Genomic DNA, 14,576 nt, shown 5'->3' with positions numbered 1-14,576 from the left:
TGGCTAACTTTTTTTTACATTTTGTGAATGATAAAAATAGTGGGACGATTGTGTAAATCAACCTTAATTTTTTTCCAATCTGACGCTCTCATTGTTTTGATGAATTCCGTTGGCAAAGTGATGTCCGTAGCAACGCAAAGATAAGTTGAAGGGTTTAAAGCCTGTACAATATCTTCGAGCATTTTGTTATTTCGAAAAGGAGTTTCAATGAATATTTGAGATTGATTTTTGTCCTGAGATAATTTTTCTAAGTTTTTTAAAGCGGTCTTTTTTTCGGCTTTGTCAATTGGGATATATCCATTAAATGCAAAACTTTGGCCATTCATTCCGGAAGCCATAATGGCCAATAAAATAGAAGATGGACCAACTAATGGCACGACCTGAATTCCTTTTTCGTGTGCCAATTTTACAATCACTGCGCCAGGGTCAGCTACTCCAGGACAACCAGCTTCGCTCATTAATCCAACGTTTTTTCCTTGTAGACAAGGTTGTAACATTTTGGAGTGTTCTGAAACTTCGGTATATTTATTTAAAGAACTTAATCTTAGTGTAGCCTGAACTTTTTCTGGTTGAATACTTTTTATGAATTTTCGAGCGGTTTTTTCATTCTCCACAATGTAATCATCAATAAAATCAATTGTTCTTTTTGCAGTTTGTGGGAGTACATCATTAGGGTCACCTTCTCCCAAAGTTGTTGGGATTAAGTATAGTTTTCCTAGTAGAGGGTTTGGTTTCATTTGTGTACTTTTATAATTCTTACTAGGTAACGGGTGATTGAAAAGTTATTATATGGAAATTGAAAACATTCTATTTAACAGTGTTTTTCGATAAGTTTTTTTGCAATTACATCACAGGCTTCATCGAGCATTTTATAAACGGAATCAAACCCATTAGGCATTCCAAAGTAAGGGTCAGGAACATCTACATTTTCATCTGGAAATAATTCATTCAAAATGAGTTGCACTTTTTCAGTTTGGGCTTGATTATCGGCAAGTTGAATAACATCCCAATAATTGGAATTGTCCATGACATAGATGTAATTAAATGTGTCAAAATCACTTGATGTGAATTGTCTTCCTTTTTGTCTTGAAATATCTACTTTATTTCGTTTTGCGATGGCAATAGAACGCTCGTCAGGTTGATGGCCAATATGCCAAGAACCTGTTCCGGCAGAATCTACCGTGAATTTGTTTTTTGGAAGTTTTGAAGCCAATATTCCTTCAGCCAAAGGTGACCGACAAATATTACCTAGGCAAACCATTAAAATTTTTATGGGCATAATGCGTTTATAGCGTTAATTTCTTGTTGATGTCTTCGACAAATTTTTTGAATTGTTTGTCTGTGGCAACTAAATTGTCAACGGTTTTACATGCGTGTAATACGGTAGCATGATCACGGTCGCCTATTTGGGAACCTATGTTTGCCAAAGAAGCTTTGGTGAATTTCTTGGCAAAAAACATCGCTAATTGACGGGCTTGAACGATATGTCTTTTTCTGGTTTTAGATTGAAGCGTTTCTAAATCCAATTGGAAATAATCGGAAACAATTTTTTGAATGTAATCGATAGAAATTTCTCGTTTTACATTTTTTACAAATTTTTCGACCACATTTTTAGCTAGTTCCAGTGTCACCTCTTTTTTATTGAAAGAAGATTGTGCAATCAATGAGATGATAGCTCCCTCTAGTTCTCTTACATTCGATTTAATATTTCGTGCAACATATTCTATAATTTCTTCAGGAATTTCTACACCATCACGATACAAAATGTTTTTTAGGATTGAAATTCTGGTTTCATAATCTGGTTGGTGCAATTCAGCCGATAATCCCCATTTGAAACGAGATAATAATCGTTGTTCAATGTCTTGCATATCAACTGGAGCCTTGTCCGAAGTCAAGATAACCTGTTTGCCATTTTGATGTAAAAAATTAAAAATATGGAAAAATACATCTTGAGTTCCTGATTTTCCAGAAAGGAATTGAACATCGTCAATGATTAATACATCAATAAGTTGGTAGAAATGGATAAAATCATTTCGATTGTTTTTCTTGACAGAATCAATATATTGTTGGGTAAAAATTTCAGCCGATATATATAAAACGGTTTTTTCTGGATATTTATCTTTGATTTCAACTCCAATAGCGTGCGATAAATGTGTTTTACCTAGACCAACGCCACCAAAGATTAATAATGGATTAAATGAAGTTCCACCTGGCTTATTGGCTACAGCCATACCTGCCGAACGAGCTAATCTGTTAGAATCTCCTTCAAGAAAATTGTCAAAACTATAATTTGCATTAAGTTGTGATTCGATTTTTAAATTTCGAATACCAGGAATGACAAATGGATTTCTTAATTCTGGATTAAGGTTCTTATATGGAGCATCAACATCTTGTGGTTTCATAGGCACACGATTAGCACTAGGCAATTGTTCCGTAAACGGTTGTTTATTGCCATAAGTGTTTTCCATTTTGATTTTATAGAGTAACTTTGCATTTTTCCCGAGTTCTTTGGTTAGTGCGACTTTTAATAATTTAACATAGTGTTCTTCTAGCCATTCGTAGAAAAATTTACTAGGAACTTGAATGTATAATGCATTATCCGTAAGTTCAACTGACTTAATAGGTTCAAACCAAGTTTTATAAGCTTGGTCTGCGATATTGTCTTTAATAAAAGATAGGCAGTTTTCCCATACTGATTGTGCAGTCTTGTTCATAAATTTGGTTAAATTATTTCGTTTGGTAATTGTTTTTTAATAAAAAACTAGGTTGAATAAACATTGTTTTTCGGGATAACAAATATGTGAATAAAATTAACCAAAAAAAAATATTTTATATGTAAATTTTATAAAATATTGTTGTATGAAGTTTTTAAAATTTTAATTTTTTAATAAATATTAAATGGAATATCATCAAATTCAAATCCGTGTTCGCTATTCAGAAACAGATCAAATGCGTGTAGTTTATCACGGTAATTACGCTCAATATTTCGAAGTAGGAAGGGTCGAATGGCTCAGAAACAAAGGGATTTCTTATAAATGGATGGAGGAAAACGGGATTATGCTTCCTGTAGTTTCTTTAACGATCAATTATAAAAAACCGGCTCATTACGATGAGCTATTAACTTTGAAAACAATATTAAAAAACAAGACCTCTATCAAGATAGAATTTGACTATGAACTCTATAATGAAAAGCATGAGTTGTTAACAACTGGCAATTCAATTTTAGTTTTTGTCGATATGAAAACAGGAAGACCTGTTACTCCTCCACAATATATTTTAGATATTTTGGATAGAACGGAATGAAGATGTCGTTTTTTTGATAATATAGCAAAAAAAAAAGAATTTTCTTATAGTTTCAAAGAGGCTTTATTTCTATCTCAAACATTGAATTAAAAATGTCGAAAATCATTAGGGCATTTTTTTTTCTGGTGGTAATTTCGATTTCGCAACTCAGTTCCATTTTTTGGGATACAATATTCACGTTTTTCTCTTTAATCACTCGCATCACTTTATTGATGTTTTTGTAATCAAAGGAAACAAGATAATGAATATCTATAGTCTTTTCGATTATTTCTGAAGATTCCAAAGTCATTTGGGCTGTAGTTCTATAAGCTGAAATCAATCCGCCAACGCCCAATTTAACTCCCCCAAAAATTCGGACAACTACAAGCAATATATTAGTGACTGCAAAAGACTGAATTTGTCCATAAATAGGTATTCCGGCCGTGTTGCTTGGTTCACCGTCATCATTTGCTCTGTAAACTATGGTGTCGGTGCCAATTTGGTAGGCATAACAATAATGTCCTGCATTGGGATGCTGTTTTCGTAAACTATCAACTATGGCTTTTACTTCTGTTTCAGATTGTATAGGATACGCGTAGCCAAAGAATCTACTATTTTTTTCTTTAAAAAGAAGTTCATCTGAAGGATAGGCTATTGTTTTGTATGTGTCTTCCAAATTTCTTAAAATTTGAATTTAACATGGCTATTGAAATTTTTCATAGCAGAAAATCATTTTTTGAAAATAATTCCACAACATCTTCTTGTCCTACTTGTAAATTCCATACTTGGAAACCTAACAAAAGTGCTGCATCAGTATTTTCTTTTTTGTCATCTACGAATAAAGTACGTTTCACAGATAAATCGTGTTTCTTTACTATGTAATTAAAAATTTCGGTATCCGGTTTTCGCATTCCCAATTCAAATGAAAAATAGATTTTTTCAAAACATTGGTAAAAATCACTATAAAATGAAGTGCCATTTTCTCTCTCGAAAGTTTCTATGTGAATAGCATCAGTATTACTTAGAAGAAACAAGCGGTATTTTTTTGAGAGTTTTTGCAGAAATTCCAATCGTTTTAATGGAAAATCCAGAAGAATGGCATTCCAAGCATTTAAAATTTCATCAATAGTAGCATTTGGAACATGTTTTTGAATGCCGAGCAGGAATTTTTCCTGTGAGATTTGGCCTTTTTCAAATTGAAGATTTAGCTGGTTTAAGTCTTCATCCCATTGTGATAAACCCAATTTTTTCAAGGAATTAATAGTTGCCTGTTTATCTAAGTTGATAAAAACATCTCCAAAATCAAAAATAATTGTATTAATCATAATTTCTAGAAATTATAAGTATATCGTTTCCAACGGAATGTTTTTTAATGTTTTTTAAAGCTATAATTGGTGCTTTTGTTCCATCACCGAAGCAACTATTTCCAATGAATATTCGTGCTTCATCCCAAAGGTTTTCGTCAATAAAAGTTTGTAAAGTCTGTGCGCCTCCTTCAATAATTACAGATTGAATTTTGTATTTATATAATGCTTTCAGTATTTGATTTGCAAGATTTTGTTCAAAATCAATTATCTCAAAGGTAGTGTTTTCTTCATTAGTAGCATTTGCCGTATTCGAAAAAATAATTGTTTTTACTTTGTTATTAAAGATATGGCTGTCTTTTGGAACTCGATTTTTCTGATCTAAAATAATCCTAATTGGATTATTTCCTTCCCAATCTCGAACATCTAATTTTGGATTATCATCAATAACTGTTTTGGTTCCTACAAGAATAGCTTGTTCTTCACTACGCCATTTATGAACTAATTGGCGCGAAAACTCATTCGTTATCCAAACTGGTTTTCTCTTTCTTATTTTATCCTGAGCTTCTCGGAGGATTATAGGTGCTATAAAACCATCTTGACTTTCGGCCCATTTCAAAATTACATAAGGCCTTTTTTTTAGGTGAAAAGTAAAAAAGCGCTTATTCAACTCTATGCATTCTGTTTCAAGAACTCCAACTGTGACGTTTTTGCCAGCTTCGATTAATTTTTTAATTCCGTTTCCTGCAACTTTTATATTAGGGTCAACGGTTCCAATAATTACATTTGGAATTTCGTTTTCTATAATTAAATCACAGCAAGGTGGCGTTTTTCCAGAATGGCTACAAGGTTCTAAACTCACATAAATAGTCGATTTTTTTAAAAGTGACTTGTCTTTTACTGAATTAATCGCATTTACTTCGGCGTGAGGTTCACCCGATTTTTTATGCCAGCCTTCGCCAATGATTTTGTTATTATACACAATTACACTGCCAACTAACGGATTGGGATATGTGGTTCCCAAACCATTTTTGGACAATTCGATGCAACGGCGTATGTATTTTTCATCTTTTTTCACAATTACAAAAGTAATGATTTTTGTGTTTAGGATTTAGTTTTCAATCTTTGGAAAATAATACCGCTAGTTATTTCAAATTATTCCAATAAAAATTGAACAAATGAAATACACAGCGGCATTATACAAAACCTTTGGACTAAAATATAATAAGTAATGGTATAACAATAAACAATATCTATTTTTGTAAAATAAATTAGCATTTTAAAAAATGGAAAACTGGGTAATTAGAAAAATTGAGAAAAAAGATAATCCTGCCGTTGCACAATTAATAAGAGCTGTTTTTGACGAATTAAACATTCCAAAAGTAGGAACTGCTTATGCTGATCCTTATCTGGATTTGATGTTTGAGGAATATACCAAACCAAAATCGATTTATTTTGTTGTTGAAAAAGCTGGAAAAATAATTGGTTCTGCTGGAGTGGCGCCACTTGAAAATGAAGCAGAAACAATTTGTGAATTGCAAAAAATGTATTTCCTGCCTGAAGCTCGTGGTTTGGGAATTGGCAGCCAAATGATGTACTACTGTTTGCAAGCGGCCAAGGATTTTGGTTTCGAAAAATGTTATCTCGAAACCATGCCTTTTATGCACGATGCACAGAAACTATATAAAAAAGTGGGTTTTGAATATATTTGTTCGCCTATGGGAAGTACAGGTCACGTTTCTTGTCCGGTTTGGATGTTGAAGAATTTAAGTTAGATTACAAATATGAGAATCAAAGACTACAGAACCCAATTTATTCAAGAACTTTCGCCAATTTACAATGCTGGCGAAGCTGAGAGTTTTTTCTATTTGATTTTAGAAGAAAAACAGCAATTGAAAAGAATTGATTTGGCTTTGAATCCCGATTTGACTTTTTCAAATGAAGAAATGCAACTTTGGAATTCGATTTTGGAAAAGTTGCAACAAGAAATTCCAATTCAATATCTATTAGGGAAAACTAGTTTTTATGGTTTAAACTTCGAGGTGAATGCTAATGTTTTGATTCCAAGACCTGAAACCGAAGAATTGGTGGAATGGATTATTAAAAGTAATTCAAAAATTAGCTCCGCTCAGTTCGGCATAGCCTCGGGTAAAAAACCTGATGATTTAAAAATTCTTGACATTGGAACGGGAAGTGGTTGCATTGCTATTTCATTGGCGAAAAACATTCCGAATGCTCAGGTTTTTGCAATTGATGTTTCTGAAAAAGCTTTGGCTACAGCCAAAAAAAATGCCGAAATCAATAAAGTGAATGTTTATTTTATTAAAAAAAATATTCTTGAAACTGATGATTTGGAACAGAAATTTGATATTATAGTTTCAAATCCACCGTACGTTCGGGAGTTGGAAAAACAGGAAATCAAGAAAAATGTTTTAGACAATGAACCGCATTTGGCTCTGTTTGTAAAAGATAATGATGCATTAATTTTTTATAGAAAAATAGCCGAATTAGCCCAGAAAAACCTATCCCAAAACGGGCAATTATTTTTCGAAATTAATCAATATTTAGGAAAAGAAATGATTGATTTACTCGAAAAAATGAGTTTCAAAAACATCGAGTTAAGAAAAGATATTTATGGAAATGACAGGATGATTAAGGGAGAATTATAAATTCTTACTCATAGCGCAACGCTTCAATTGGATCCAGTTTTGAGGCTTTGACAGCTGGGTATAATCCGGAAACTATTGCCACTGCAAAACTTGTGATAAAGGCAGACATAATTGCTGCCCAAGGAATTACAAATACAAAATCCATAGCAGTTGCGATGATATAACCTATTGTAATCCCAAAAACAATTCCCAATAAACCGCCCATTTGACCAATAAGCAACGTTTCAATAAAAAACTGAAATGCGATGGTGCTCTTTTTGGCGCCTAGTGCTTTTCGAACTCCAATTTCACGAGTGCGTTCCGTAACCGAAACAATCATAATATTCATTAAGGCGATAGATGATCCGAGAATTGTAATAATGCCAATTAACCAAGCTGCAATTCCTAAATATTGTGTAATGCCGAGGATTCTGTTTATAAGATCATCGCTTCGTACGACAGCAAAATTATTGTCTTTTACCGGACTTAATTTTCGAACTCTACGCATTGTACTGTTGGCATTGTCAATGGCTTCGTCCAGCATTTCTTTTTTGGCGACCATAACACTCATCGTGTAATTAATATTAGGTGCCGTAAACAGAGATCGTGCTACCTGAATAGGAATTAAAACCCTTAAATCCTGGCTGTTGCCAAAGGTGGAGCCTTTCTCTTTTAAAACTCCTATAACTTTGAACTTGGCTCCACGAATCGAAATTACTTTGTCGATAGGATTTATATCCTTTAATATTCCTTTTTGGAAATCCGAGCCTACAATGCAATTATAGGTATTGTTTTGAATGTCAAATCCAGTAAAATTTCGTCCTAAACTAGTTTCTAAACCTGAGTTGACCATAAAAAACTCATCAACCCCAACGATTGTATTTTCGGGATCTGTTTTAGCGGCTTCATATTTAATTTCGGCTGTAGAAGTTGCCGTAAAGGAAACAGAAGTTTCGGCAAGAGGAAATTTATATTTGTTTTTAAAAGCTACTGCTTCGGGATAAGAAATAATGGGATTTATAATTTCTCTTTCCTCGCCACCGTGTCTTCGCGTGCTAGTTTCATATTGATTGATGTTAAAAGTATTAGCACCCATTGATGCAAAATCAGATGAAATGGTGTTTTCTAAAGCGGAAACTAACGTTAGAATTCCTACTAAAGCAGTGATTCCAATGGCAATAATCAGCACGGTAAGAATGGTGCGCAACAATTGGGTTCTGATTGAACCAATAGCAATTCGGACGTTTTCTCGGAATAATTTAAACATAGTGGCTATTTGACACGAAATTACAATTTTTGTTACAAGTTTGCTTTAGAAGATGTAATATTTATTTTAAAAACAAGATATTTGCAGTAAGAATTAAGAATTTCAAATTACGAATTACGATTTTGAAGAAATCGATTTTATTTTTTGAAATTTGTAATTTGTAATTCGTAATTAATTAAAATGGCTCAAAAACCTAGCATTCCAAAAGGGACAAGAGATTTTTCACCGGCTGAGGTGGCAAAACGTCAATATATTATATCCGTTATAAAAAGCAATTTCGAGAAATTTGGTTTCCAACCCATAGAAACACCTTCGTTCGAAAATTCCGAAACCTTGATGGGAAAATACGGAGAAGAGGGTGATCGATTGATTTTTAAGATTTTGAATTCTGGTGATTATTTGGCGAAAGCCGATGCTGCATTACTGCAAAATAAAGAAAGCAATAAATTGACTTCAAGTATTTCCGAAAAAGCATTACGCTATGATTTAACCGTTCCTTTTGCTCGTTATGTAGTTCAACATCAAAGTGAAATTGAGTTTCCGTTCAAAAGATATCAAATACAACCGGTTTGGCGTGCTGATCGTCCACAAAAAGGGCGTTTCAGAGAATTTTTTCAGTGTGATGCTGATGTTGTGGGTTCAAAATCATTATGGCAAGAAGTCGAATTAGTACAATTGTACGATTCGGTTTTTACGGAATTAGGTTTGGAAGGCGTAACAATTAAAATCAATAATAGAAAAATACTTTCAGGAATTGCCGAAGTCATTGGAGCAAAAGACAAACTAATTGATTTTACGGTTGCTTTGGACAAACTCGATAAAATAGGCGAGGACGGCGTGAAAAAGGAAATGATTGAAAAAGGAATTTCTGAATCTGCCATAGAAAAAGTTCAACCTTTATTTAATTTCACAGGAACAATTTCGGAGAAAATCAGTAAACTTTCCGAATTATTAGCTGCTTCCGACGAAGGTATGAAAGGTGTTGAAGAATTGCGATTTATTTGTGATAACGCGGCAAATCTTGGATTGAATAAATCAATTTTAGATTTAGACGTGACTTTAGCTCGGGGATTAAATTATTATACGGGTGCTATTTTTGAAATAGCTCCACCAAAACAAGTCGCAATGGGTTCCATTGGTGGAGGTGGAAGATATGATGATTTGACCGGAATTTTCGGTTTAAAAGATGTAAGTGGAGTGGGAATTTCCTTTGGGTTGGATCGGATTTATTTGGTTATCGAAGAATTGAATTTATTTCCTGAAGCAGTAACTTCAACATCAAAAGCATTGTTTATTAATTATGGTGAAAAGGAAGCTTTTTATTCTATGAAAGCCATAACAAAGTTGCGTAGTTTTGGTGTGAAAGTAGAATTGTATCCTGATAATGTAAAGGTTGGAAAACAATTTCAACATGCTGATAAAAGAGCTATTCCTTATGTTGTTATCGTTGGAGAAACGGAAATGAATGAAGGAAAATTTGCCTTGAAAAATTTAATATCCGGCGAACAAATTTTACTTGATTTCGAAGGATTGAAGGCAGTATTATTATAATTCTAGTTTTAATAGAAACAAAAAATGCCTCAATTTTATTGAGGCATTTTTTGTAAATAAAGCGAAATTGTTATTTCTTGGCACTACATGTTTTTCCATTGGATTTGCATTTGGGCATTTCTTCTGCGGAACATTTTTTGGCAGATGAGCTACATTTAGCCATTTCTTCTGCGGTACATTTTTTTCCTTCAGCTTTGCATTTTGCTTGACATTTTGCAATTTCTTCAGAAGTCATTGCTTTTGCATTGGCATCGTGTTTTGCACAACAAGATTCTTTTTTTGTACTTTCTGTAGCAACGGGTTTTGTTTGTTGTGCTCCAACATTAATTGTAAATAAAACAATTGCCAAGAGGATAATAATTTTTTTCATTTTTTTCGGTTAAAGTGTTGACTATTTATTTTTAATTCAGGATTACGACCAAAATTAAGAGCAAATATATTAAGAAAAAACAGTACGAAAACACCAAACAAGTTAATGTTTCCTTAATAAATTCAGAGTTTATTTTGATTATTTAATGATTATTTTTTTGCCGCTTTCCCCTTTCGAAGTATTAACTTTTACAATATAAATTCCAGAAGGCATATTTTTAATTGGAATCTGAATATTAGTTTGCTCTATGTCTTCAACATCCCATTTGTTGATAGCCTGACCAATCATATTATAAAGTGAAACAGTATTTACCGTTGAATCCAGAATATTATTTCTGATAATTAATGTTTTATAATTGTTAGAATATAACACGACAATTCCATCATTCGAATCGTTGTCGACTACATCCAGAGTTTTCGTTTGACTTTCGAATCGCAATGAGAAACGTTTATTGTATTCTCCTGTGGAAAGAGCTATTTTAAAATCACCTGATTTAAGATTGTGATATATTCCTGTTAGTGTGTCGTGCAAATAAATATTAGTGTTTGAAGAAACATTTTCCAATTCATCAATTTTTATGGTTACTTCTCCTTCGTCTGCAACGACTATACCTATAGGAAGCACTTGATTAACATTAAAATCAGGAACACCTTGAATCACGAATTGATTGTCGCTAATTTCCCAGAACATATCATTATCATTCGTATCAAACATTTGTGCATCATAACCGATATCAAATAGTTTGGTAGTGTTAGGGTCAGCTCCAACTAATAGTTGTCGATGAGCTCCAATAGAAGAATCAAAGCCTAATCTGATTTTCGGTTTAGTGTCTGTAGTTCCCTTAGGTACGCCACTTCTTTTCATGAAGACGGAGCTTGCAGATCCTTCTCTAATAAAAGCTCGTTGGCTATTTTTAAAAGTGATATTTCCGCCATTTATTGTAGCCAAAGTTGTGCCATTCAATGTAGGTTCTAAAGAGGCATCTACAAAAAATCCTTGCGCAACTGGAATATATTGCCCAGGTACTTTTGTACCAGAACCCGAAGCTGTTAATGAGCTATCGGCAATACCAGGAGCACCACCAATTAAAGTATAAGTAGCGTAAGCTCCTTGATATTCAGCGAGATAATGATTGTTTGATAAGCCAAAATGATCCCAGAAATAGAGTGCTCCATTAAAAGCATTACCACTTCCTCTGCAGCCACCACAATCTTTCAAATTGTCTTTTATAAATTCTTTAGCATCAAGAGCAGATGCATATGGATTTCCTAATAAATAAGTTCCTTGAGGAGCAATACTTAGTATAATATTTCCGGAATTAGGTTTGCCAACAAAAACATAATTTTGAGTTGTAGTTATTGCAGCTGTTCCACCTGTTCCTTTCATGGTATAACCTTCTCCTGTTTTTATAAGGCCTGTACTTCCTATATAATTCCATTGAAAATAATCATCCCATTCTGTATTTGCGTCGGGTGTCAAAGAATTGTAGGACCATATCCACCGGTTACTAATATTTATTGGAATTGATAAAGCGCCATCAGCAAAAGATACTCCATCTCCAAATGTTATTGCAATTGGATTAAATGGATTTGTAGTTACATCAGTTCCATCTCTTAATACATTACTTATAGAATATGAAGAATTAGAACCAGTGCTCACAGGAGAAGACCAATAGTTATAATTAAAACTGTTGCGTTGCCCTTGTTGGTCTTTTAATAATTTACCTGTTCCTGTTCCTGGATTTGCATTTGTTCCGGCTTGAACAAGTTGCGCTTCACCAGTTAATCGAATATCACCGCTTGTTAAGGTGACAAAATTTAAAACCGTTAAATCAAAATTATTAACCAGACTTATTCCTTTGGCTCCGTTTGTATTATTTGTGGTTAAATTATAAAATGTTTCATTTGTTTTTATACTAGCATTAATAGTTTGAACCTGATTCAAAGTATAACCATTAAAAGTTACAGTTCCAGTTCCAGGAATAAAAGCTCCGCTGTTTCTCCAATTACGACTGATTTGCAATTCAGAATTATTGGTAGAAACCATAGTAACTGAAGCTAGAGGGTTAACAATTAAATCTCTGGCGCTCGCTATTCCGCTATATACTGCTGCAAATGGAGAAGTTCTATCTATTACAGGCATTCTTTTTGGATTTCCGTTGTTATTTGGAACGCTTGGAATTTGAGCATCAATAGTAAGTGAAGGTAAGCCTTGTTCCCAGTTTTTACAGTCAAACCAATCGGTACTTACTAATCCTGTCCATACACCAGGTGTACCAAGAAGTACAGTTACTGTAGCTGATCCAGTTAGACCTCCTGGTAATGCAACATTACAATTGGCATCACTTAAATTGGTAACAGTATAAGTTGCATTAGCGGTTACATTATTAATGCTAAATACATAAGGGTTCGTACTAGTCGTAACGGTTGTAGAGGTAGCTCCATTAGTATAGGTAACAATCCAAGGAGCTTTCCCTGTCAGTGCAATTGTAAAAGTAGCAGTCCCACCATAACAAATGAGTTGGTCAATTCCAATGTTTGCTGTTGGTCTTTTGTTTACCGTTACTGTAATATAAGTAGTTCCATCAGGCCCATAACTTCTGCAACCATTAAGATAAGAAGTAACTGCATATGTAGTTGTTACGGCTGGAAAAACTGTGACATTCGTTGTATTGGAAACACTAATAATTGCGTGTGTATTAAGGTTTTCCCAATCTGATGTAATATTAGGAATTGGTGCTTGAGGAATTTTTACGTTATCTACAGCCCATGAACTTCCACCAAATGCGTTTTGATCACTTTCTACAGTTCCATGAAAATTAAATTTAATTCTTAAATTAGAATAGCCTAAATAAGCATTCAAATTAATACTCATTGGAGTATTGAATTTATTTAATGGGTTTTGATTTCCAGTATAAGTAATCAAGGTTACGGGATAAGTAGCGCCTCCATCAAAAGAAAGCTCTACTTTTCCCCAAGCTCCGGCAGTTAATTGATATGCATAATCATAGGTTAAATTTGCACTTGTTAAGCCAATCAAATCAAATACTGGGGTTTCTAATCGTGAATCTATCGCACCTCTAACAATAGCAAATTTGTCATTAGATGTTGTATCATATTCTGTTCCTGCATTTCCATTTGTCTCTAACCAAGTATGGTTTTTTCCATTATCACCAGAAGCGTTAAAATTTCCTCCATCTACATACCAACCTTCGGGTTGGGCAGTATTGAAAAGTCCACCGCCTAGTAAGTTTTGACTAGATGAGAAACTGGCACTGGAAAATAAAACGGATGAATCTCCTTCACAAATAGTAGAAGGGGTTGCACTAATTGGAGACGGTTTGATGTTAGGAATTATAAATAATACTGTAGTTGCAGAATTCACTATACTACAATTTGCATTTTGAATCACTGCTCTAAAAATAGTATTCGTTACAATCGGTGCATATGTATAAGTTGTGTTTCCTCCATTACCTAAATTAGTCCAAGTTGATCCAGCATTTATACTAGATTCCCATCTGAGTATAGTTCCTGTTTGACCACTAAGCATTAAAATTCCAGATGAATCGTGACAATCTGTATAGTTATTTGTTGGAGTTGGTAACAAGTTGAAATTTCCAGCTAAATCTTTGGTATGTGTTAAATTAACTGCACCTCCTATAGTTGATGCATCAATTTTAATAGTAAAAGTTTTTGATGACCCAGTACAACTTGTGCCACCGTTTGTGAATGTTGGAGTGACCACGATTGTAGCAAGTATTGGAGAAGATCCAGCATTAGTGGCTGTAAATACTGGGATGTTTCCATTTCCAGAAGCTAACAATCCTATTGAAGGAGTATCATTAGTCCAAGAATAAGTTGTTGTTCCTACAGTATTTGCTGTTGCAAAAGCAGGTAAAGTTGATGAACTTCCATTACAAAAAACTTGATTAGTTGGTTGATTGACTTGCGCTGTAGGATTTACTGTTATTGTAAAATTTTTAGTTGGTCCAGTGCAATTCACGCTTCCATTATTGAATGTTGGTGTAACTGTAATAGTGGCAACAATAGGAGCTATTCCCGAATTTACAGCAGTAAAAGCAGAAATATTTCCAGTTCCAGAAGCTGCCAAACCTATTGATGGAGTATTATTTGTCCAAGAATAAGTTGTTGTTC

The 14,576-nt window shown here is 33.8% G+C and carries 13 protein-coding genes; 4 read left to right on the top strand and 9 right to left on the bottom strand.

Annotation, left to right across the window (positions count from 1 at the left end; genetic code table 11):
* Nucleotides 1-14: 14 nt before the first annotated feature.
* The 3 genes from ACH2BV_RS15865 to dnaA form a co-directional block, all read right to left on the bottom strand.
* Nucleotides 15-737 (bottom strand): SAM-dependent methyltransferase, encoded by a 723-nt coding sequence (locus ACH2BV_RS15865; RefSeq protein WP_395051752.1) that lies wholly within the window; start codon nt 735-737, stop codon nt 15-17.
* A 74-nt stretch (nt 738-811) separates the two neighbouring features.
* Nucleotides 812-1,279: a low molecular weight protein-tyrosine-phosphatase gene (locus ACH2BV_RS15860; RefSeq protein WP_395051751.1), complete on the bottom strand. Its 468-nt coding sequence runs from the start codon at nt 1,277-1,279 to the stop codon at nt 812-814.
* A gap of 7 nt (nt 1,280-1,286) precedes the next feature.
* Entirely contained in the window at nt 1,287-2,714 is a 1,428-nt protein-coding gene (gene dnaA / locus ACH2BV_RS15855; RefSeq protein ID WP_395051750.1) for a chromosomal replication initiator protein DnaA, read from the bottom strand.
* Between the two features lie 184 nt (nt 2,715-2,898).
* Here dnaA and ACH2BV_RS15850 point away from each other — a divergent pair, with 184 nt between their 5' ends.
* Entirely contained in the window at nt 2,899-3,303 is a 405-nt protein-coding gene (locus ACH2BV_RS15850; RefSeq protein ID WP_395051749.1) for an acyl-CoA thioesterase, read from the top strand.
* Between the two features lie 52 nt (nt 3,304-3,355).
* On the opposite strand, the gene ACH2BV_RS15845 is transcribed toward ACH2BV_RS15850, so the two are convergent.
* From ACH2BV_RS15845 to ribD, 3 genes are read right to left on the bottom strand one after another with little or no spacing between them, the layout of a single operon-like run.
* Entirely contained in the window at nt 3,356-3,958 is a 603-nt protein-coding gene (locus ACH2BV_RS15845) for an IMPACT family protein (protein WP_395051748.1), read from the bottom strand.
* A 40-nt stretch (nt 3,959-3,998) separates the two neighbouring features.
* Entirely contained in the window at nt 3,999-4,607 is a 609-nt protein-coding gene (locus ACH2BV_RS15840; RefSeq protein WP_395051747.1) for an HAD family hydrolase, read from the bottom strand.
* A complete protein-coding gene (ribD, locus tag ACH2BV_RS15835) occupies nt 4,600-5,664 on the bottom strand; it encodes a bifunctional diaminohydroxyphosphoribosylaminopyrimidine deaminase/5-amino-6-(5-phosphoribosylamino)uracil reductase RibD (protein WP_395051746.1) in 1,065 nt (354 codons plus the stop codon). The genes ACH2BV_RS15840 and ribD overlap by 8 nt, the downstream gene beginning before the upstream one ends.
* A gap of 208 nt (nt 5,665-5,872) precedes the next feature.
* Between ribD and ACH2BV_RS15830 the strand changes: the two genes are divergently transcribed.
* Both ACH2BV_RS15830 and prmC read left to right on the top strand, forming a co-directional pair.
* Complete coding sequence (locus tag ACH2BV_RS15830) at nt 5,873-6,361, top strand: GNAT family N-acetyltransferase (protein ID WP_395051745.1); 489 nt, start codon at nt 5,873-5,875, stop codon at nt 6,359-6,361.
* Between the two features lie 9 nt (nt 6,362-6,370).
* Nucleotides 6,371-7,255 (top strand): peptide chain release factor N(5)-glutamine methyltransferase, encoded by an 885-nt coding sequence (gene prmC, locus ACH2BV_RS15825; RefSeq protein WP_395051744.1) that lies wholly within the window; start codon nt 6,371-6,373, stop codon nt 7,253-7,255.
* A gap of 4 nt (nt 7,256-7,259) precedes the next feature.
* Here prmC and ACH2BV_RS15820 read toward each other — a convergent pair whose 3' ends face one another.
* Nucleotides 7,260-8,501 (bottom strand): ABC transporter permease, encoded by a 1,242-nt coding sequence (locus ACH2BV_RS15820; RefSeq protein WP_395051743.1) that lies wholly within the window; start codon nt 8,499-8,501, stop codon nt 7,260-7,262.
* Between the two features lie 180 nt (nt 8,502-8,681).
* Here ACH2BV_RS15820 and hisS point away from each other — a divergent pair, with 180 nt between their 5' ends.
* A complete protein-coding gene (gene hisS / locus ACH2BV_RS15815) occupies nt 8,682-10,052 on the top strand; it encodes a histidine--tRNA ligase (protein WP_395051742.1) in 1,371 nt (456 codons plus the stop codon).
* 70 nt (nt 10,053-10,122) lie between these two features.
* Here the strand turns inward: hisS and ACH2BV_RS15810 are convergent, their stop codons facing one another.
* Together ACH2BV_RS15810 and ACH2BV_RS15805 are read right to left on the bottom strand one after the other, a co-directional pair.
* Nucleotides 10,123-10,422: a hypothetical protein gene (locus ACH2BV_RS15810; RefSeq protein ID WP_395051741.1), complete on the bottom strand. Its 300-nt coding sequence runs from the start codon at nt 10,420-10,422 to the stop codon at nt 10,123-10,125.
* A 138-nt stretch (nt 10,423-10,560) separates the two neighbouring features.
* Nucleotides 10,561-14,576: T9SS type A sorting domain-containing protein (locus ACH2BV_RS15805; RefSeq protein WP_395051740.1), on the bottom strand; the 4,016-nt coding region annotated here is incomplete at its 5' end.

The organism is Flavobacterium sp. (genome assembly GCF_043780635.1).
Taxonomy (GTDB): domain Bacteria; phylum Bacteroidota; class Bacteroidia; order Flavobacteriales; family Flavobacteriaceae; genus Flavobacterium.
The sequence above is the reverse complement of the archived record's forward strand: the minus strand, read 5'-3'. Positions and strand labels throughout refer to the sequence as shown.

Excerpts from the sequence above, each read along its gene's own strand:
- dnaA (WP_395051750.1), bottom strand. The coding sequence starts at position 2,714 with ATGAACAAGACTGCACAATCAGTATGGGAAAACTGCCTATCTTTTATT.
- ACH2BV_RS15865 (WP_395051752.1), bottom strand. The coding sequence starts at position 737 with ATGAAACCAAACCCTCTACTAGGAAAACTATACTTAATCCCAACAACT.
- ACH2BV_RS15850 (WP_395051749.1), top strand. The coding sequence starts at position 2,899 with ATGGAATATCATCAAATTCAAATCCGTGTTCGCTATTCAGAAACAGAT.
- ACH2BV_RS15810 (WP_395051741.1), bottom strand. The coding sequence starts at position 10,422 with ATGAAAAAAATTATTATCCTCTTGGCAATTGTTTTATTTACAATTAAT.
- hisS (WP_395051742.1), top strand. The coding sequence starts at position 8,682 with ATGGCTCAAAAACCTAGCATTCCAAAAGGGACAAGAGATTTTTCACCG.
- ACH2BV_RS15820 (WP_395051743.1), bottom strand. The coding sequence starts at position 8,501 with ATGTTTAAATTATTCCGAGAAAACGTCCGAATTGCTATTGGTTCAATC.
- prmC (WP_395051744.1), top strand. The coding sequence starts at position 6,371 with ATGAGAATCAAAGACTACAGAACCCAATTTATTCAAGAACTTTCGCCA.
- ACH2BV_RS15830 (WP_395051745.1), top strand. The coding sequence starts at position 5,873 with ATGGAAAACTGGGTAATTAGAAAAATTGAGAAAAAAGATAATCCTGCC.
- ACH2BV_RS15860 (WP_395051751.1), bottom strand. The coding sequence starts at position 1,279 with ATGCCCATAAAAATTTTAATGGTTTGCCTAGGTAATATTTGTCGGTCA.
- ACH2BV_RS15840 (WP_395051747.1), bottom strand. The coding sequence starts at position 4,607 with ATGATTAATACAATTATTTTTGATTTTGGAGATGTTTTTATCAACTTA.